The sequence below is a fragment of the Methanoculleus sediminis genome (assembly GCF_001017125.1).
Lineage (GTDB): Archaea > Halobacteriota > Methanomicrobia > Methanomicrobiales > Methanoculleaceae > Methanoculleus > Methanoculleus sediminis.
Window position 1 is genome coordinate 155,369 of the sequence record NZ_JXOJ01000001.1, and the last position, 19,785, is coordinate 175,153.

18 protein-coding genes are annotated in these 19,785 nt (G+C 62.4%); 5 read left to right on the plus strand and 13 right to left on the minus strand.

Annotation, left to right across the window (positions count from 1 at the left end; all coding sequences use genetic code 11):
- Positions 1 to 4 precede the first annotated feature (4 nt).
- From SZ63_RS00790 to SZ63_RS00825, 8 genes are all read right to left on the minus strand, one after another.
- Complete coding sequence (locus SZ63_RS00790; protein WP_048179638.1) at positions 5 to 1,084, minus strand: hydrogenase large subunit; 1,080 nt, start codon at positions 1,082 to 1,084, stop codon at positions 5 to 7.
- The gene (locus tag SZ63_RS00795) at positions 1,069 to 1,449 is read right to left on the minus strand and encodes an NADH-quinone oxidoreductase subunit C (RefSeq protein WP_048179642.1); all 381 of its coding nucleotides are present in this window, start codon (positions 1,447 to 1,449) and stop codon (positions 1,069 to 1,071) included. Before SZ63_RS00795 ends, SZ63_RS00790 begins: the two co-directional genes overlap by 16 nt.
- Positions 1,446 to 1,928 carry an NADH-quinone oxidoreductase subunit B family protein gene (locus SZ63_RS00800; protein ID WP_048179646.1) on the minus strand — a complete coding sequence of 161 codons (483 nt, stop codon included), beginning with the start codon at positions 1,926 to 1,928 and terminating at the stop codon, positions 1,446 to 1,448. The genes SZ63_RS00795 and SZ63_RS00800 overlap by 4 nt, the downstream gene beginning before the upstream one ends.
- Positions 1,929 to 1,933: 5 nt before the next feature.
- Positions 1,934 to 2,812 carry a respiratory chain complex I subunit 1 family protein gene (locus SZ63_RS00805; protein WP_048179649.1) on the minus strand — a complete coding sequence of 293 codons (879 nt, stop codon included), beginning with the start codon at positions 2,810 to 2,812 and terminating at the stop codon, positions 1,934 to 1,936.
- On the minus strand, positions 2,809 to 4,719 hold the full coding sequence (locus SZ63_RS00810) for an NADH-quinone oxidoreductase subunit 5 family protein (protein ID WP_048179651.1): 1,911 nt from the start codon (positions 4,717 to 4,719) through the stop codon (positions 2,809 to 2,811). Before SZ63_RS00810 ends, SZ63_RS00805 begins: the two co-directional genes overlap by 4 nt.
- Before the next feature lie 176 nt (positions 4,720 to 4,895).
- Complete coding sequence (locus SZ63_RS00815) at positions 4,896 to 5,237, minus strand: HIT family protein (protein ID WP_338151809.1); 342 nt, start codon at positions 5,235 to 5,237, stop codon at positions 4,896 to 4,898.
- Positions 5,238 to 5,287: 50 nt separating this feature from the next.
- Positions 5,288 to 6,466: a DUF362 domain-containing protein gene (locus SZ63_RS00820; protein ID WP_048179653.1), complete on the minus strand. Its 1,179-nt coding sequence runs from the start codon at positions 6,464 to 6,466 to the stop codon at positions 5,288 to 5,290.
- Position 6,467: 1 nt separating this feature from the next.
- Positions 6,468 to 7,244, minus strand: a complete 777-nt coding sequence (locus SZ63_RS00825; protein WP_052959024.1) for a ribonuclease III family protein — start codon at positions 7,242 to 7,244, stop codon at positions 6,468 to 6,470.
- Positions 7,245 to 7,369: 125 nt separating this feature from the next.
- Between SZ63_RS00825 and SZ63_RS00830 the strand changes: the two genes are divergently transcribed.
- A complete protein-coding gene (locus SZ63_RS00830; protein ID WP_241481208.1) occupies positions 7,370 to 8,176 on the plus strand; it encodes a hypothetical protein in 807 nt (268 codons plus the stop codon).
- 14 nt (positions 8,177 to 8,190) lie between these two features.
- Here the strand turns inward: SZ63_RS00830 and SZ63_RS00835 are convergent, their stop codons facing one another.
- Genes SZ63_RS00835 through SZ63_RS00855 form a run of 5 tightly spaced genes read right to left on the minus strand, consistent with a single transcriptional unit; the run spans position 8,191 to position 13,814 of the window.
- Positions 8,191 to 9,441 (minus strand): molybdopterin-binding protein, encoded by a 1,251-nt coding sequence (locus tag SZ63_RS00835; protein WP_048179659.1) that lies wholly within the window; start codon positions 9,439 to 9,441, stop codon positions 8,191 to 8,193.
- A gap of 59 nt (positions 9,442 to 9,500) precedes the next feature.
- Entirely contained in the window at positions 9,501 to 10,301 is an 801-nt protein-coding gene (locus SZ63_RS00840; protein WP_048179662.1) for a formylmethanofuran dehydrogenase subunit C, read from the minus strand.
- A 13-nt stretch (positions 10,302 to 10,314) separates the two neighbouring features.
- Positions 10,315 to 12,027, minus strand: a complete 1,713-nt coding sequence (locus tag SZ63_RS00845) for a formylmethanofuran dehydrogenase subunit A (protein ID WP_048179665.1) — start codon at positions 12,025 to 12,027, stop codon at positions 10,315 to 10,317.
- Between the two features lie 3 nt (positions 12,028 to 12,030).
- Positions 12,031 to 13,401 (minus strand): formylmethanofuran dehydrogenase subunit B, encoded by a 1,371-nt coding sequence (locus SZ63_RS00850; RefSeq protein ID WP_048179667.1) that lies wholly within the window; start codon positions 13,399 to 13,401, stop codon positions 12,031 to 12,033.
- Positions 13,401 to 13,814, minus strand: coding sequence for a molybdopterin dinucleotide binding domain-containing protein (locus SZ63_RS00855; RefSeq protein WP_048179669.1), 414 nt, complete (start codon positions 13,812 to 13,814; stop codon positions 13,401 to 13,403). The genes SZ63_RS00850 and SZ63_RS00855 overlap by 1 nt, the downstream gene beginning before the upstream one ends.
- A gap of 1,001 nt (positions 13,815 to 14,815) precedes the next feature.
- Here SZ63_RS00855 and mcrB point away from each other — a divergent pair.
- The 4 genes from mcrB (at position 14,816) to mcrA (ending at position 19,172) form a co-directional block, all read left to right on the plus strand.
- Complete coding sequence (mcrB, locus tag SZ63_RS00860) at positions 14,816 to 16,120, plus strand: coenzyme-B sulfoethylthiotransferase subunit beta (RefSeq protein WP_048179672.1); 1,305 nt, start codon at positions 14,816 to 14,818, stop codon at positions 16,118 to 16,120.
- A 16-nt stretch (positions 16,121 to 16,136) separates the two neighbouring features.
- The gene (gene mcrD / locus SZ63_RS00865) at positions 16,137 to 16,607 is read left to right on the plus strand and encodes a methyl-coenzyme M reductase operon protein D (protein ID WP_048179673.1); all 471 of its coding nucleotides are present in this window, start codon (positions 16,137 to 16,139) and stop codon (positions 16,605 to 16,607) included.
- Positions 16,608 to 16,695: 88 nt separating this feature from the next.
- Positions 16,696 to 17,460, plus strand: coding sequence for a coenzyme-B sulfoethylthiotransferase subunit gamma (gene mcrG, locus SZ63_RS00870; RefSeq protein ID WP_048180729.1), 765 nt, complete (start codon positions 16,696 to 16,698; stop codon positions 17,458 to 17,460).
- Between the two features lie 5 nt (positions 17,461 to 17,465).
- Positions 17,466 to 19,172 (plus strand): coenzyme-B sulfoethylthiotransferase subunit alpha, encoded by a 1,707-nt coding sequence (mcrA, locus tag SZ63_RS00875; protein ID WP_048179676.1) that lies wholly within the window; start codon positions 17,466 to 17,468, stop codon positions 19,170 to 19,172.
- Positions 19,173 to 19,785: the final 613 nt, after the last annotated feature.

The following is a 19,785-nucleotide window of genomic DNA, read 5'->3' on the forward strand; positions in this document are numbered from 1 at the left end:
CACTTCACCTCTCCGTGCAGCTGATGCAGGGATCGATCGAGAGGACGACGACCGGGACGTCCGCGAGCTGGGCGCCGGGGAGCATCTTCACGAGCGGCGGGATGTTCGCGAGCGTCGGCGTCCTTATCCTGGCCCGGGCAAGGTGCTTGCTCCCGTCGCCCTTGAGGTAGTGGACGACCTCCCCCCGCGGCTGCTCGGCGCGGGAGAAGTACTCGCCGTCGGGCGTTCCCTTGACCTTCACGTCGATGGGTCCTCCGGGCATCTCCTCGATCGCCCGGCGGATCAGGTCGATGGAAGCGTAGACCTCCTTGACCCGGACGGCGCACCGGGCGTAGCAGTCGCCGGCCGTCTCGACGACCGGCTTGAAGCCGAGATCGCCGTAGGCGGCGTAGCCTGTTTCGCGGTGATCCATCGCGACCCCGCTCCCCCTGGCGGTCGGCCCGGCCGCACCAAGATCGTAGGCCTCGTCCTTGGTGATGACCCCGAGCCCCTGGAGGCGGTATTTCACCGTATCGTCGTTTAAGAAGACGTCGCCGAGATCCCGACAGTTCTGCTCGAAGGGATCGAGCGCACGGTGCATCTCGTCGAGTTTCTCCTGCCCGATGTCGCGCCTGACCCCGCCGACCTTGCAGGTGCCCTGGATGACCCGGCCGCCCGTGGTGTCCTCGAGCACGTCGAGCACGCTCTCCCGGAGCTGCCAGGACCTCATGAAGAGGTTCTCAAAGCCCATGGAGTCCGCAAAGAGCCCGAGCCAGAGAAGGTGCGAGTGAAGACGCGAGCACTCCGACCAGATCGTCCGGAGGTAGCGTGCCCTGTCCGGGACCTCGACCCCCATGATATGTTCGATGCCCTGGCTGTAGCAGAGCGCGTGGATGAAACTGCAGATCCCGCAGATCCGTTCCGCCACGTAGACGTACTCGGTGTACTCGCGCTTCTGCACGAGCTGCTCGAGCCCCCGGTGGATGTAACCGATCGAGGGGATCGCCTCCACCACCTTCTCGTCCTCGAGGACGAGGTCGACGTGGATCGGTTCCGGCAGCACCGGGTGCTGCGGTCCGAACGGTACAATTATACGTTCCGGCATCGGTCGCCTCCTGCTCTCGTGACGCTGAACGGATACTTCTCCGCCGTCTTGATGAACGTTCCTTTGAAGTCGATGTTGATCCCAGTGACCGGGATTCCGAAGAGGTCATGCATCTCGTTCTCGTAGACGAACGCTCCCCAGTAGATCCCGGAGATGCTCGGCACCTCCGTCTCCGGTCCGATCGTCAGGCGGAGGTTCTTGAACTGGTAGCCCTTATCGAACGAGTAGTTGACCTCGTACGACCCGTCGATGTCCGTGCACCCGATCTGGACGAGGCGGTACCCGTCGGCATGAACCCTTTCGACCTCTGACGTGAGGTTCTCCAGCGCGACGTCGATGATTGTCTGCTCCTCTTTTACTGTCATGTGCTCTCACCTGCCTGTTCCGCGTGCCGCGCATCCTCTTTTATCCGCGCCGCCCCGGTCATCTTCGCCCGTTTCTCCTCGAGAATCGAGAGCGCGGTTACGACGCCGTCGATGATCTGTTCCGGCCTTGCCGCGCATCCCGGGACATAGACGTCGACGGGGATAACCTTGTCGATGCCGCCGACGATGTTGTAGCACTCCCGGAACACGCCGCCGGTTGCGGCGCAGGCGCCGACCGCAACGACGACTTTGGGCTCGGGGATCTGCTCGTAGATGTTCTCGACCACCTCCCGGTTCTGCGCGTTGATCCCGCCGGTGATCAGCAGGATATCGGCATGCTTCGGGTTTCCGGTGTTGATGATGCCGAACCGCTCCACGTCGTAGAGCGGTGTGAGGCACGCAAGCACCTCGATGTCGCACCCGTTGCAGCTTGATGCATCGTAGTGAAGGATCCAGGGTGATCGCTTCAGGAATGCCATGGTACTCATGCACCTCCAGTCATCATATATCCGAGGATATAGGCGAGGATCGCCAGGTTCACGATGCCGATCACTGCGGCGAACCACCCGCTCTTCAGCGCCGCCTGCCACCGAACCCGTGCGGTGACGTTGTCGATGAAGATCTCGGCGAGATACGTCACCACGACCGCGATGATCCCGATCACGGGGTTCCAGGCAAAGAAGAGGTAGACGAACCCGAGCAGGAAGACGTTCTCGTACCAGTGGGCGATCTCGACCTGGGCGAGCGTCGATCCCGAGAACTCCGTCGTGATGCCCTTGACGATCTCCTGGTGCGCGTGGTGCGACGTCGAGATGTCGAAGGGCGACTTCCTGAGTTTGATCGTGAGGATGGTCGCGAAGCCGAGGAAGACGCCGGGCAGGTAGAGGATGGCCGGTATGGTCGTCACGGCGATATCGGCGACGTAGAAACTGTTCGTGATCATGTAGAGCCCGACGGCCGCGAGGATGATCATCGGTTCGTAGGCCATCAGCTGGATCAGTTCGCGCTCCGCCCCGATGTGGCTGTAGGGCGAGTGAACCGCGTAGGCCCCGAGCACCAGGAAGACGTGGGCGAGCGTGAAGGCGAAGATGATCAGTAAGAGGTCCCCTCCCGCGAAGAAGAGCGCGCCGGAGAGGGCGATGAAGATCAGGTAGGCGAGAACGTAGAAGTTCTGCGCCGTCGTGACGACGACACTCTCCTTCTCGAAGAGTTTCCCTACGTCGTAGAAGGGCTGCAGGAGCGGCGGCCCGACCCTCCCCTGCATCCGTGCGGTGATCTTTCTGTCGACTCCCGCGATGAGGCCGCCGACGACGGGGGCGAGGACGAGGAAGAGTACCGCTCCTATCAGCCAGGTCCAGGTCATAGCGCCACCCCCGCGAGAACCCACGATGCCAGGATCAGGACGGTGCAGACCACTGCTCCCGGGAGGAAGAGTTTTGCCTCGCCGAAGTACTCGGCGAGGTAGTAGTTCCGGGTCTGTGCCTCCCGGGTCAGGCCGAGCGATCCGGCGAAGTGCAGATCCGGCGTCGCCGGCCTCCCGCCCATGTAGGCCGGGAGGCGCTTCGCGCTTCTCCTGAAGAGGAGGAACGAGACCGGGAGGATCAGCAGGAGGGCCATCATCAGGAGCATGATGGCGACGTTCGCCTGCGCCATGAGCGCCGTAACCCCGTAGATGGCAAGGACGTACGGCTCGATCAGTATCGAGGAGATGACCGGGAAGAGGAGAACGGCCGCTATCACGAGGCCGGTGATGATATAGAGGGGGCCCCAGGACTCCTCGAAGAACCCTTTCTCCACCCGCTCCTGGTTCCTGGTGACCGCGACGAGTTTGCCCATCCATTTAGCCCAGAAAAAGACCGTGATGGCGCTCCCGTAGGCGAGGAGCGCGATGAAGATCAGGCCGAAGGGAGCCTGGACCTGGACGAACGCCTCGATCGCCGCCCACTTGGAGATCAGCATACCGAAGGGCGCAAGGAACATGCCGGCGATCCCGATGAACATCATCACCGCCATCCTGGGCATCCGGACGATCAGGCCCTCCATATCCTCGATGTCCCGGCTCCCGATCCGGTGCTCGATCGCCCCTGTCCCGAGGAAGAGAAGCGCCTTCGCGACGGCGTGGAAGATGATCAGGAGAATGGCGGCCCAGACGAGCATGTAGGTTCCGACACCCGCACAGGCGGCTATCAGGCCGAGGTTCGCTATCGTCGAGTAGGCGAGAACCAGTTTTGCGTTGTTCTGCGATATCGCGATAGCGGATGCGACGACGAAGGTCACGGCGCCGACGAGGCCGATGGAGAACCCGGCAAGCGTCCCGGCAAAGACCGGCGAGAACCTGACCAGGATGTAGACGCCGGCCTTGACCATGGTGCTCGAGTGGAGCAGGGCCGAGACCGGGGTCGGGGCCACCATCGCCCCGAGAAGCCAGGAGGAGAAGGGCATCAGCGCGGCTTTCGTTATCCCGGCAAACCCGATCAGGGCGGCCGGAAGCAGGATGATGGCCGCATCACTGGAGGCGAGCACCCGGGCGAGATCGATGCCGCCGCTCGTCGCCTCGGTTGCGGCGAGGATGATGAGCGCGACGACGAACGCGACCCCGCCGAGAAGGTTCATCACCAGCGCGCGGAAGGCGTTATTCGTCGCTTCTTCGGTCTCCGAGTAGCCGATCAGCAGGAACGATGTGATTGTGGTGATCTCCCAGAAGAAGAAGACCCACATGAGGTTGTTCGAGAAGACCAGGCCGAACATCGCGGCAAGGAAGACGAAGATGACGAAGAAGAACATCTTCTGCCGGTTACGCACCTCCGGGTGGTGGTGGTGATAGGTCTCCATGTACCTGACCGCGTATACGGCTATGAGGCTCCCGATGATCCCGATGATCAGGGCCATGATGATGGAGAACTGGTCGATGAAGAGGTTGTTGACCGCATGAAGGCTCCCCGAGAACGTGGCCTCGAGGTATACCACCAGCGCCGCCTGGATGACGGCCAGCGCGATTGCCGGGTAATTCCTGAACTTGGCGCCCATGTAGATGATGAAGAGCGCGAGACCCATCTCGATGGCTACCATGGCGAGGCTGACCGTCTCCGACGGCGCGGCGAAATAGACCGCGCCCTCGAGCGCATACCGCATAAGCAGGTATATCGAAGCCCCGCCGATAGCGAGAGCCGAGAGGGCGACCACCGCGTAGCGCAGCGTCGTCCGCTTCACGAACAATAAAAGGCACGCGACGAGGATGGGGAATAATATTAGGAAGAGCAGCGTCTGCACTATTGTCCCTCGTAGGGTACCTATGCCCTACTTGCATAATTAATCATTCCAAATGAGCACCCGGGGCATCGGCCGGTGCATGCCTGCTGCCGCTATGCCGGGCACGGGGACACGACGACATCCCCGGAAACCATGCCCGGATATCGGGGATCGCCGCTACTCCGGTTCGCACGGTATCACGCCCCGAACGCCTCCTCCGTGCTGGCATCGCCCCGGTAGCGCGGGATGAAGTGGATGTGGACGTGCATGACGTTCTGGCCCGCGGCCTCCCCGACGTTGACGCCGATGTTGTAGCCGTCGGGGTGACGGTCGCGGTCGGTGATCCTCCTGCAGTCGTCGATGAGCCGGGCGAGGGCCGTCCTCTCTTCATCGGTCGTATCGAAGTAACTCCCGACGTGCCGGAAGGGGATCACGAGCAGATGGCCGGGGTTCACCGGGTGGATGTCGTAGCGGGCGTAGCAGAGGTCGTTAGCGGCAACAATATCCTCGGGGGCCGGGTTGCAGAACGGGCATGACATGGCCCCTGCTCTTTCTCCGATCGGCCATGAGTGTTTTGGCGGGGGTGTCTTCACCCGAGCAGGCGGGCGAGGAGTTTCCCGGTGAGGCCCCGGGAGAGGGCGATGGCGCGCTCGGTGCACATCTCGTGACAGCAGTAACACCGGATGCAGCGCGACAGATCGATCGTCGCCTTACCTTCGGCGACGGTGATCGCGTGCACGGGGCATATCCGCTCGCACTTCCCACAGCCGATGCACGAAGACGCGATCACGCCGGGCCGGGGGGCGTAGGTTCGCCCGAACCGCTGGACGACGGCGAGCATCACCCGCCGCCAGACGCCCGCCCTGCCCCCGGTATAGGTCGAGGGTTTCCGGAAGTCCGGGACCGCGAACTCCGCCGGGTCGTCGCCGATCGTCCTGACGGTCCCGGGATCGAGAAGCCCGCGCTCGGCCGCGATTCTCGTGCTTCCGATCTCGAGCGGGTCCATGCCGATGAGCCGCGCGAGGACGGTGTCCACGGCCGCGTAATCGCTCCCGGCAAGGATGACCCCGATCGTTCGCGGGCTGCCCGCCTGGGGGCCGTCCCCCTCCATCCCCATGACCGCGTCCACGATCTGGAGCCGGGGTTTCACGCATTCGTTGAGGTCGACGAGCATTCGGCCGAAGGCGTACTCGTCCTGGAACCGGAAGTGGAAGACCGGTTTCTCGAGTCCCGGGATGATCCCGAAGAGGTTCTTTGCGGCACCGGTCATCCGCGTCCACATGTGGGTCTTGGCTTTCGAGACGACCACGATCGCGTCGGCCTCTACGGCGGGGGTGATGATGGAGAACTGTTTCATCACCTCGCCTTCCGAGAACGGTACTATCTGCGAGCCGGTGTCGTAGTTCAGGGCGGTGCCGGTCTCTTCGGCCACCGCGGCAAACCCCGACCGCGCGTATGCCCGCCGCAGGTTCGCCTCGCTGTAGACGATCCCCGCCCCGGGGCTGTCGGCGATGACGACCCGGCATCCGTGCTCCGTAAGAAGCCGGGCGACGGCAGCGACGACCGCCGGGTGCGTGGTGACGCACCGTTCCGGTTCCTGCCCCTGCAGGAGGTTCGGCTTGAGGAGGACGCTCTCTCCCGGCGACACAAACCTCCCGATGCCACCGACGAGGTCGACCGCACGGCGGACGGCCGCATCGACCTTCCCCGGCGCGTAGTCGTCGCACCGGGCGACCGCGACCGTCGCGTCCCGGCCGGCCGGCCGCATCTCATCCCCTCCCGATGCGGCCGAGCGCCTCTTTTGCCGCGAGCATCGCCGCGCCCTGTTTGGTTCTTGCCTCGCCCTCTCCGAACGGAATTCCCCCGACCGTCACCCGGGCGGCCCAGACCGGGCAGTTCCCGGGGCCGGTCTGCCGGAAGGCGTACTCGAGGTCGCCGAGGTTCTCCCGTGCGACGTACTCCTGGAGCCTTCCGCGATAGTTCCTGTGGGTGTCGCACTCCGCGATCTCTTCTTCGAAGATCGCGAGCACCACATCCCGGGCGACGTCGAGGCCGCGGTCGAGGTAGATCGCGCCGATCAGGGCTTCGAAGGCATCGGCGACGATCGAGTCGGTCGGCGGCTGCCCGCGCCGCCTGACGGCGCCGTCGATGCCGAGGCCCTGCCGCCGGACGATCTCGGCGAGTTTCGTGTTCCTGGTCACCTGGAGCCTCCGGTTCATCTCGCCCGGCGGGAGATCGTACTCGCCGTAGAGGTGGTCGGCTATGACGAAGTCGAGGACGTAGTTCCCCAGAAACTCGAGTCGTTCGTTGTCCTCGAACGTCGCTGCCGGGTACTCCCCGCGGTTCGCGTACGACCGGTGGGTCAGCGCCCGGTCGTAGAGGGAAAGGGCGGCGTCCGCGACGTCGGTGATCCCGAACGGGGGGCGGGCGAGGAGCGCACGCACTTCCGCCTCCCGGTCGAGGGCGCCGGGCTCCGGGCGCCGGGGGAGCCTTCTCCTGCAAAGGCTGCCGATACGAAATCTGGTCCAGATGGTGGAGAGTTTCATGTCCGTCGGGTGCAGGACGTCCTGCTGCTCTTCTCTATAGAATGGCTTATGTCCTGCCGGATAAACCTTTGCCGGAGACGGAACATCCGGGAAACCTTTTCGTTGCCGCCGGAGAGATCTTATTCGTGGTGCAGCCGGCAGCGGACGAGGCGGGCAGGCGTGTCTATCTGGACATCGAGTTCGGGTACGTCTACGGCACCTGTCGGGAGGTCATGATGCCGATCGAGATCGGTGCGGTCGTTCACCGGTCAGGGGAAGATAGCGTCCGCTACGTCGGCGAGCAGTTCCGCTATGATATCGACGTCGAGATATGGAAGAAAGTGACCGACGAGTGCGGCAAGACCGTCGGTGTCGCGACGACCGTGGCAAACATGGGGCGCGGCGAGTACGGGATGCCCTACGATCACTCCTACCGGATCCCGGGCGACGGGGTGCCCGCGGCAAAGACGACGGCAAAAAAAGCGTTTGCCGATCTTCGGCTCTTCATGGATTCGATCGTCTCGTCTGGGGATGCCCCGGCGATAGTCGTTTTTGCTGCGGATATGGAGAAGCGAGCCTTCCGGGCCGCAGATTTCTCGCTCGACGGGTGCGTGCTGGTCGACCTCCAGCGGGAGATCCGGCGACGCTTCCAGATGAAACAGGTCCTCTCCCTCGACCGCCTCGCCCGGCTCATCGATTTTTCCGCCGACGACTCCACCGTCGCCTCGACGCACTTCCGGTATCCCGTCCCGCGGGAGTACCGCCACCTCCTCGCCGCCCACCGGGGGATGGGCGACGCCGTCCGGACGTTCCTGCTCGCACGGGAGTTCCAGGAGAATCTCCCGCATCTCGAAGAGCGCATCCGCACCCTCACGGAGACCTGCGAGAGCGAGGAGGGGGGCTGCCGGAACGGTTCGGCCGGAAACGCGACCGACGGTACGGCGGGAACCTGAGCGCGGGAGTCCCGTTACTGGCAGTCCTTCACCGGAAGTGCCGTTCTCCGCACCGAACACTCCGGCGCGGGTTCGAAGGCTTCGTCCGCCTCCCGGTACGGCCCGGTCAGCAGGGCTTCGATCACCGTGCCTTCGCAGATGCTGCTGGTGCCTGCGGGGACGTGCAGGTAAGCGTTTGCACGCACCAATGCCATCTGCGTGCCGCCTCCCCGGCGCAGGGGAGTCGCGGTGTAGCGATCGCCTGCCCGCGAGACGGTGAGGAGAACGAACTCGTCGTAGCCGGGATCTGCCGTGATCGTCCTGTCGAGCCGGGCGCGGAGGCGCTCCGCCGGCCGGGGGTGAAATCCCCACGCCGCGAGCAGGGGGAGGGCGAGCTCCCGTACGGCTGTCAGGGCGGCGATCGGGTATCCCGGGAGCCCGATGATCGGTTTGCCGTCGACACGGCCGATAATGGCCGGTTCACCCGGTTTAATCGCGATGCCGTGGACGAGCACCTCGCCGAGGTCGCCGATGATGGCGGCAGTAAAATCCCGGGTGCCTGCCGACGACCCGGCGGAGATCAGGAGGAGATCGTTTTCCCGGATGCCGTCAGTGATGGCCTGCCGGAGCAGTACGGGATCGTCGTGGACGATTGCGTGGCGGGTGCAGGTGGCGCCGGCCTCTCCGAGCAGTGCCGCGCTAGCGGCGGTGTTGCTCTCGACGGCCCCTCCCGGCCCCGGGCACTCGCCTGCCGGTACCAGTTCGCTCCCCGTCGGGATGAGGCCGACCTTCACCTCCCGCACGTCCACCATGGCGATCCCGCAGGAGAGGAGCGCCCCGATATCGCAGGGGCGTATCCGGTGTTCGGCCGGGAGGATCAGCTCACCCCGCCGGATCTCCGAGCCGGCCGGATGGATATGCTCTCCGGGGAGCACCGGGTTGTCGGTATACCAGTTCCCGTCCTTTTCGACGACGTCCTCGATCATGACGACCGCATCGTAGCCGGTGGGGATTGCGTTCCCGGTGTTCACCCGGTGCGGGTTTTTGAGCGGGACGGGGCTTCCGCCGCCCGTCCCGGGTGTCGCGCCGCTCTCGACGGCGAAACCGTCTCTGGCGGCGATATCTGTTTCCGGAACGGTCAGCAGCGAGCAGACGGGTTTCGCCGTCACCCGTCCGGCCGCCCCGGCAACCGGGAGGGTGACAGTCCCGTCGGGGCACGGAAAGGCCGAACGCAGCAGCTCCCTGACCTGTGCAAGCGGTTTTGACGCGAGGCGCCGTCTCACCATAACGTTACGCCCATATCATCGTCTCTTCCCGGCGGCGCCGGCAGTTCCTGTAAAAAAAGTTAGATTCGGGTGTAGAGGTTCGCATACACCGTCTTGCCCTTGGAGACCGGATGGCGTTCGCCGAGGTCCCCGATGTAGTGGGCGAATCGGGCGGTCTCGCCGTCGACCTCCTGCTCGACCTCGCCGACCATCTGGAATCCCGGGAGCGGGTTCTCGATCGTTCCGTAGACGTAGATGTCGCCTTTCACCATCTGTCCGCCGACACGGCCTTTAGCGTTGCCCTTGATGATGACGGTGCCACCTTCGCCGTGGGTGGAGACATGGATGTCCGCGTCGCCGCCGATGACGATCGTCCCGCCGTTGATGAACGTGGCGGTATCGTTCGCGACGCTTCCGGCGACCCGGATCAGCCCGCCCTGCATGCCGCGCCACTCGCCGCGGGGGGATGAGCCCAGGTGGCTCTTGGCGTTTCCGTCGACGACGAGTTCGCCGCCTTCCATCCCGATGCCGCAGAACGAGTCGACGTCCCCTTTGACGTGGATCTTCCCGCCCTTCATCCAGCCGCCGATGTACATATCGGCGTTGCCTTCGATGACGATCTCGCCGGCGGTCATCTGCTGCCCGATCCTTTTTACGCGGGTGCAGTCTCCCCGGAGAACGATCTTCGTCTCTTCAGCCGTCGCTGCACCGTCGCCTTCAACGGTGAAGTACTTCCCGAGCGGGCTCTTCTGTTTGCCTTCCCAGACATCGAGGGCAGCTATCTCGGCGGCTTTCTTGCCTGCGAAGTTGTCCGGAGTGATGTTCTGCCCCTCAAGCATGAGCTCGGGGGAGTTGGTCAGGGTGAGGGTTACTGTCTTCATGCTTCTCATCACCTCATTGTGTCGTATCGACCTCGATCACCCGCGGGTTGTGGAGGTGCTCGTCGAAGAGCGAGTAGTTGTCGAGTTTCACGCTGTAGTGCCGGAGGAAGTGCTCGTAGATATCTCTCTGCACCTGCGCGTTCTCCGGGACCTTGACGTCGACCCAGACCGTCCGCTTCGCGGGCTCCGCGATGACTTCGCCGTCCCGGACGGTCACGATGCCGTCCTTGACGAGCCAGGCGCACCGCGAGAAAGCCTTCTCGATATCCGTCGGGTCGGAGGGCATATTCTCGGGGTTGAGGGCGTAGACGGCGATATCGGCATCCATGCCGGGGGCAAGCCCGCCATAGGTGTTGCTGATGCCGAGCGCCTTTGCCGGCCCTGCACGGGTCATCTGCGCGATCTCGTAAAGATCGAGTTCGCGGTCGATGCTGTCGATGGAGGTGGCGTCGATCGTCTTGTCAAGCCACTTGAACGTCTTCATCGTCTCGTCACGCGCAGCCCTGCTCATCAGCCAGGTGATGACCTGCGGGTAGCGGGTGAACGGCCCCGCGTTCGGGTGATCGGTCGTGATGAACGTCCGCATCATGTCCTTCGAGAAGAGGGCCAGCTCCAGGCCGACGGCCCACTGGATGGTGCAGACCTTGACCTTCGGGCTGTAGATGTAGGGCACGACGCCCGCAGCGGTCTCGAGTTCCACGTCCACGTTCGCCCACTTCAGGTGGTTGAGGGAGCAGAGGTGGTGCTCGAACGGCCCGTCGGCGGTCATCGTGGTGGTCTCGTCGAGGGTCACCTGGCCCATATCGAAGGTGAGGTTGTCGTGGGCGTTGACGTAGTCCATCACGTCTTTTGCCCGGGACTCGAAGTTGCCCCAGGAGTCGCCGCCGTAGGAGTGGAACTGGAGGTGCGTGAGGTGCAGCACCTGCTCACGGCCGAAGTCGTTCTTCGGGGCGTAGCCCTCGGCGAGTTTGAGCGACTCGATCGTGTCGACGTAGTTGCCGGGGTTCCCGAGGTTGTTGCAGTGCAGGTGCACCGAGTGGGGCAGGCCGAGGAACTCGTTCGTCTCGATGAGGCCTTTCACGATCTCCGCCGGCGTGATGTCGAAGTAGGGGACCGGGTCGTGGATGTTCACGCAGTTCAGTCCCCATCCCCAGGCTTCGGAGCCGCCGGGGTTGACGACCTTGATGCCGAACCCGCGGGTTGCCCGCAGAAGCCAGGCGGTATATGCTGCGTTGTTCTCGATCTCGTTGTTCTTGAGGTATTCAAGGGTGAACCAGTTGTTCCCGAAGACCGGCATCGCGGCGTTGTCGATGATCGGGGTATCGCGGATCTCTTCGTGGACGTGCGGGGAATGGAGCGGGGGCATCGCCGCCTCGTTGACGAAGACGTAGCCCATCCGCGCATAGTCGTAGCCGGTCTTGAACGTGGAGGGGACGGAGGAGCCCATCTCCATGCGGCTGCACGTAGGGGATTTGTAGGGGCTCTTGAAGAGTTTGTCCTCCGGCCGGAAGAGCCGGCCGACGTTCACCTTCGGCCCGACCACGTGGGAGTGGATATCGACGCCGCCCGCCATCACGGTCATGCCGGCCGCGTCGATCGTCTTCGCGTTCTTGAGAGTGCCCGGTTCGACGATTTTGCCGTCCTTGACTCCGATATCCATGCGGTCGCCCTTGATCCCCTGCAGGGGGTCGAAGACGAATCCGTTCCTGATCAGTAGTTCGCTCATGCTTCACTCCTCCGCGCGGACACCGGCCGGCGTGGCCTTTGCAGGTCCTTTCGCAGCCTCTTCGGCTTCCAGCTCGCAGAGCCTCTTGTGGATGCGCTCGAAGAGCTCCTCGTCGCTGATGACGCCCTCGGGCGGGTCGATGACCTTGCGGTACTGGATCGGGACGTTGTCCATCCGATAGACGATGCCCGGAACCTCGACCCCGACGACCCCAACCGGGATGTGGAGGTCGGAGATCTCGCTGGCCATGCAGATGTTCGGGTCGACGGTGATCCAGGGGTGCTTCTTGAGGTGCTTGACCGCCTCGATCGGGAAGTGGGCGCCCGCGTCGGTTCCCACGTTGAAGAAGGCGTCGACCTCGTCGCGCATGGCAAGGTCGACGGAGCTCGTCTCGCCGGGGTTCATGTGGGCTATATCCCTCTTCGTCAGGTCGAGACAGTAGGGGAACCCGTACTGCCATGACCAGACAGCGCCCGGCCCGGTGATGTTGTAGTGGCCCCGCATCGCCATGATCGTCCACTTGGTGAAGTCGTTGAGGTCACGGGTCAGGCTGATGGCGATGTCCACGTTGTGGTTCCGGCCATCGGAGTGACAGAGGCCCATGCCGTAGAAGATGGTGCCGAACCGGGCCTTCTTCATGATCTCGACAACCTCGAGGATCCTCTCGCGCTTGATCCCGGCGACTTCCTCGGGGATCTCGTGGCCCCGGGCGGCGGTGCGGAACGCGTCGAAGAGGTCGTAGTCGTGCCCCTGCTTCACCTGCAGGTAGATGTCCGCCACCTGGGCGGTATCGGTGTGCCGCGGGTCGATGACGATGATCTTGCGGCTCTTGTGACCCTTGCCGGTAAAGAAACCGCGGGGGAAGATCGAGTAGCGGGACATGTGCCGCGGGTGGGCGTGGGCCGGGTTTGCGCCCCAGTAGACGATGACGTCCGCCCGGTTCTTCGTCTCGCCGAGGGTGCAGCTCGGGTAGCCGTTGTCGAATATGGCCAGGAACGAGCTTCCGTGGCAGATGGACGCGCAGTTGTCGAGCACGGCCCCTGCCTTCTCGGCGACCTTGGCCGCGGCGGCCATGCCCTCGCAGTTGGTCGATCCGAACCCGTAGATCAGGGGCTTCTTTGCATTGTGGAGCACTTTCGCCGCGTAGTCGACCGCCTCGTCGTAGGAGATATCCTTGTAGGTACCGTCCGGCTGGCGGAGACGGGGGAGCCTGACTCTCTCGCTGCCTGTCGCGTGGTGGAAGATCTGGTTGCCGATGGCGCAGGCGTTCTCCACCTCGAGGATCTGTTTTCCATCGTCCGATACGGTCACGACAAGGTCGTCGCAGCAGACGCCGCAGTAGGGGCATCCGACGTTCTCAATCTTCTTTGGCATTACTGATCACCTCTCCACAGGCCGACAGCCCCCTGGACGAGCTCGAGCGCACTCTTGCGCCGCTCGCCGTTCACCGGCTCGACCGTCACGGGAAAACCGCTGTACTGCGGCTCCCCGGTGGCCTGGGTCCGGGGAGGTACCACCTGGTTTGCCCAGACGCCCTGCGGGATGAATGCAAGGCCGGGGTAAAGCGACTGACGCCCCCTGACGGCCTTGACGACCACGCTTCCGCACTCGCTCGTCACCCGTACCAGCTGGTTCGGAACCAGGCCGAGCGCCCTGACGTCGTCGTCGTGCATCTCGATGATGGAGCAGGCCTCGAAGTATTCCGGGGTCGTTTTGCCCTTTTCCATCGCAACGCCTTCTTCGATGGAGCGCTGGGTGATCATGTTCAATGTAATCCTGTTCGCCATGGTTTTGCCTCGATGTAGTTGGAAAGGCCGGCCTTCCGGGTTTTCGGGAGACCGGCCGCAGAGGGTGCGGGAACCCCGGCAACGCCCGTTATCGGGTACTCCGTTCTGGGAGGATCTGCCGGGATTCTCCGTGCCCGGCGAGCAGAACCTTCCGGCATGGTGCGGATCTGCTCGCCCGAGGAAACGAAACATCCGGGCGGAGCACCGGGCGGATCGTTTTGTCATAACTTGTAATGTTTTGTATTTAACCATTCCGAATTTGTAAGCAACTAAAGATTACAGGCTTTACATCGGGGTGTTTGAAACCGGTTATTTTTTACCGGGTGGGTTGATCCGCGATATATTGCGGAATGGTCGCTGCACAGGGCGCTGCCGGTCGGTGGTGCGGGAACCGCAGGATGGAAGCCCCAGAGAGGCGGGAAAGTGGAATGCCCTTCTCATCGTCCTGGATAGGCCTGATTGTGGGGGAGGTATATAATTACATCCTTTTTCCTTCTGGTCGCTGGTATGGATATTTAAGAAAAGACTGTCTGGATATCTGGTTCTCCGGAAATCCCCCCCGGAGAAGGGTAGGATTATATATTTTTACGTCCTACCTAGGTAATCAGGTACAGTTGAATACTTTTCAGGACTGGTAACTTTAATTATTGCTATTAGTGTTGTTCTATGTAATATTTAATATGTCTCTTTTGCAGCCCTTCTTTCCCGGGGGACAACTCCTGACGGGCAGCGGAGAGAAACCCTTTTTAATGATTGAGTTCAATTATTTGAACTATTGAATCCCGATTTTAAAATATCCAATTGGGAATATATTTGATATTAATATTACTTTTTGCAAAAAAATCCGCCTTATTTCGCAAATTTTATTAATAGCTCTCCTTCTACTCTTATAGTCCCTTTTGGGACGTGCAGTAGCGGCCTTCAGGGATCTAAAACAGATGACTGTCATGATCCCTTGCATGAACGGAACGTATTGAACAAGGGTAAAAGGATGAAATACTATGGCTAAATACACGGAAACAATCGATCTCTATTCTGATGACGGGAAGCTGCTCAAGAGCGGCGTCACCCTCGACAGAATCAGCCCGCTGGTTAACCCGGCCACAGGTAAGATCATCGACCTGACCAAGAGGACAATCAGCGTAAACCTCGGCGGCATCCAGGATGCACTCAAGGTTGGCAAGCTTGGAAAGGGCAAGATCAAGGGAAGAGAACTCGACCTCCCCATCATGGAGAACAAGGACGCGATCGTCGCCAAGATCAAGGAGATGATCCAGGTCGAGGAGGGTGACGACACCGAGATCATGGAGTTCAACGGTGGAAAGCTTCTGCTTGTCCAGGTTCCGACGAAGCGCCTGGTCAACGCGTCCACCTACGACGCCGCGATCACCTCGGTTGCAGCCGCGACCACCTTCTCGATCGTCGACCAGTTCAACATCGACGCCTTCAATGCATCCACCGTCAAGGCGGCCTGCTGGGGCGGCTACCCCCACACGCAGGACATGGAAGGTGCGCTTGTCACGTCGATCCTGACGATCCCCCAGAACAACGAGGGTATCGGCTACGCGCTCCGGAACATCCCCGTCAACCACACGGTCATGATGACCGGCAGGAACGCTCTGCAGGGTGCAGCACTCTCGTCCACCCTCGAGACCGCCGGTATCTTCGAGATGGGATCCGCTGTCGGGCCGTTCGAGCGCGCCCAGCTGCTCGCCTACGCCTACCAGGGCCTGAACGCGAACAACATGGTCTATGATCTCGTCAAGGCAAACGGCCAGACGGGAACCGTTGGTACGGTCGTCCAGAGCCTGGTCGAGCGCGCCATCGAGGACAAGGTCATCGCTCCGGGCAAGAAGGGCGGGTACTTCCAGTTCTACGACACGAAGGACCCCATGCTCTGGAACGCCTACGCAGCCGCAGGAACCATGGCAGCCACCATCGTCAACTGTGGTGCCGGACGGTTCGCCCAGGCGGTCTCCGCGACGCTCCTCTACTTCAACGACCTGCTCGAGCACGAGACCGGTCTCCCGAGCACCGACTACGGCCGTGTCATGGGTACCGCCGTCGGGTTCTCGTTCTTCAGCCACTCGATCTACGGTGGTGGCGGCCCCGGTATCTTCAACGGCAACCACGTCGTGACCCGGCACGCCAACGGCGTGGCTATCCCGTGTGTGGTCGCTGCGGCGGCACTCGACGCCGGAACCCAGATGTTCTCGCCCGAGAGCACCTCCAAGCTCTTTGCCGACACCTACGGTAAGATCGACGTCTTCAACAAGCCGATCGACCAGATCGCAAACGGAGCCTGAGCGAGCAGAGATTCGAATGACGAACGCCGCATTTCCGCAGGTCCGGATTGTGCCCATACGGATGCTCAAGCCCGCGACCGCAGAACGCCTGCTCAATATGCTTGCCGGCATCGCCGGTATCCGCCGGATGATGATCCACGGGCCCGGCCTCCCGAAGAAAGTCCCGTACGGGCCGGCACGGGGAAGCCCGAACCCTCACTCCGACCGCAAAGCGATCCGCGTCGCCGACGCTGAGATTGCGCTGCGCGTCCAGGTGGGCACGGTCATCCTGGAAGTCGAGGACGCCTCCGCTATCGAGGAGATTCGATCGCTCTGCGACGATTTCTTTGTGGAGTTCCCCTACCTGCTCCAGGAAGGCAGGTTCATGAAGACCGCCCCGACGCTCGTGGACTACGCGAAGTATGGGCCGGACGCCGATACATCGCTCGTCGGTCTCACGGATCCCCGGAATGGGGAGAAACCGGTGGTTATCCGGACGGAACAGTGACACGAGGCGCATAAAATCCGGAAATATGGCTGTAACTCATTCAAGACAGGAAATGGATAAGATATCAATCACTTTGAGGTGAATGAAAATGGCATACAAGCCCCAGTACGGTCCCGGGACATCGGTTGTCGCCGAGAACCGGCGCAAACAGATGAACCCCAACCAGAAGCTTGAGAAGGTTCGTTCCGTAACGGATGAGGACATCGTGCTGATCCTCGGCCACAGGGCTCCCGGATCGGCATACCCGACGGCTCACCCCCCGCTCGCCGAGCAGCAGGAGCCCAACTGCCCCATGCGCAAGCTCGTCAAGCCCACCGAGGGTGCCAAGGCCGGCGACCGCGTCCGCTACATCCAGTTCGCGGACTCGATGTTCAACGCTCCCTCGCAGCCCTACCAGCGGACCTACACCGAGATGTACCGCTTCCGTGGTATCGACCCCGGTACGCTCTCCGGCCGTCAGATCGTCGAGTGCCGCGAGCGTGACCTGGAGAAGTACTCCAAGGAACTCATCGAGACCGAGATGTTCGACCCTGCCCTCGTCGGCATCCGCGGTGCGACCGTGCACGGCCACTCGCTCCGTCTCGCCGAAGACGGCATGATGTTCGACATGCTCCAGAGGAACGTCCTCGGCGATGACGGCATCGTCAAGTACGTCAAGAACCAGATCGGCGAGCCTCTCGACCGTGCGGTTGCCGTCGGCAAGCCCATGGACCAGAAGTGGCTCAAGGCGCACACGACGATCTACCACTCGCTCGTAGGAACCCCCTACCGTGACGACACCGAGTACATCGAATACGTCCAGCGCATCCACTCGCTGAGAACGAAATACGGCTTCATGCCGAAAGAGGAGTGATTACAATGGCAAAGATTGAAAGATCCCAGAAGCTCTTCCTGAAGGCTCTCAAGGAGAAGTTCCAGGGCCAGGACGTCGAGTCTGAGACCGCCGAGTTCTACAAGTTCAACGGTGTCCGCCAGTCTCCCCGTAAGATGGAGTTCATGAAGGCGAGCCGCGCCGTCGAGATGGACCGTGGCATCGCCATGTACGACCCCGAGCGCTGCCACCTTGGCGGTATCCCGATGGGCCAGCGCCAGCTGATGACCTACGAGGTCTCCGGCACCGGCGTCTTTGTGGAGGGTGACGACCTGCACTTCGTCAACAACTCTGCGATGCAGCAGATGTGGGACGATATCCGCAGGACCGTCATCGTCGGAATGGACCTTGCTCACCAGACCCTGCAGAAGCGTCTGGGTAAAGAGGTCACTCCCGAGACGATCAACGAGTACCTCCACATCCTGAACCACGCGATGCCCGGCGGCGCCGTCGTCCAGGAACACATGGTCGAGACCCACCCCGGCCTCGTCGACGACTGTTACGTCAAGGTCTTCACCGGCGACCAGGAGCTCGCAGACGACATCGAGCCCCAGTTCCTCCTGAACATCGAGAAGCTCTTCCCCGCAAAGCAGGCCGAGGAACTCAAGGCCGAAGTCGGCAAGAGCATGTACCAGGCAATCCACATCCCGACCGCGGTCTCGAGGACCTGCGACGGTGGAACGACCTCCCGGTGGTCTGCGATGCAGATCGGTATGTCCTTCATCGCTGCCTACCGCATGTGCGCCGGCGAAGCAGCCGTCGCCGACCTCTCCTACGCTGCGAAGCACGCAGGCGTCGTCAACATGGGTTCCGTCCTGCCCGCCCGGCGTGCCCGTGGCCCGAACGAGCCCGGCGGTATCAAGTTCGGTGTCTTCTCGGATATCGTCCAGGCAAACCGCAAGTACCCCAACGACCCCGCGAAGGCTGCCCTTGAGGTCGTCGGCGCCGGAACCATGCTCTACGACCAGATCTGGCTCGGCTCCTACATGTCCGGCGGTGTCGGATTCACGCAGTACGCAACCGCGGCCTACACCGACAACATCCTCGACGAGTTCACCTACTACGGTATGGACTACATCAAGGACAAGTACAAGGTCGACTGGCGCAACCCGGGCGCGAAGGACAAGATCAAGCCGACCCAGGAGATCGTCAACGACCTCGCAACCGAGGTTACCCTCAACGCCATGGAGCAGTACGAACAGTTCCCGACCATGATGGAGGACCACTTCGGCGGTTCCCAGCGTGCCGGTGTCATCGCCGCCGCATCCGGTCTGACCTGTTCCATCGGTACCGGCAACTCGAACGCCGGTCTGAACGGATGGTACCTCTCCATGCTCCTGCACAAGGACGGATGGTCGCGTCTCGGCTTCTTCGGCTACGACCTCCAGGACCAGTGCGGTTCCGCGAACTCCCTCTCCATGGAGTCCGACCGCGGTCTGATGGGAGAACTGCGTGGCCCGAACTACCCGAACTACGCGATGAACGTCGGACACCAGGGCGAGTACGCCGCTATCGTCGGTGGTTCCCACTACGGGCGCGGCGACGCGTTCTGCTACAGCCCGCTCGTGAAGGTCTGCTTCGCCGACCCGAGCCTGAGGTTCGACTTCGCCGAGCCCCGCCGCGAGTTCGCGAAGGGTGCCATCCGCGAGTTCATGCCCGCCGGCGAGCGCTCGCTCATCATCCCGGCGCGGTAAACAACTCCATAACCCCTTTTATTTGCACGTCCTCATAATCCGCGATCGCAAACATTCCTGCCGATCAGCTGGAGAAGGTGGAGCGAGTGGTTCTCACTCGCCCACGTATTATGAGCCCACACATTCATATCACGAAGTCTGCTTGTTTTTAGTAATTTGTTCGCACTACCGGTCATTCCGGTCGCCATGATGCCCGCCCCGGCCGGCGGGAGGCGCGCGGGGGTTGGGGCGGGGCGCGTGGTGTTGGTGGGTGAAATCCCTGTTGCAGAGATGCTCTATACTCGGGGGTGCCTGGGGATCCGGGCAAGTTTGAGAATCGGAGACTAAAGCCGGAAAACGGCTTCCAAGGGATATCGCCATTGGGGTGGGGCTGACGGGGAGTGCGAGCGAAGCGAGTTTGAGCACCGCCAGGTGCGAAGGGGGAGCATCCCCCCTCCCCTGTCTCTACCCCGTAAGGCTCTACCTTTGACCCCACTCGAAGACCTTCGGTCTTCTCAAACTCCAGACGTCCCGTCCGTCGCACCCCGCCCGGCCTCCGGCCTCCTCCCCCGCACCTTCGCACCTGCGGTGCTCGAACTCCGTTCCTGATGGAACATCGTTCTTCGGTGCTCAT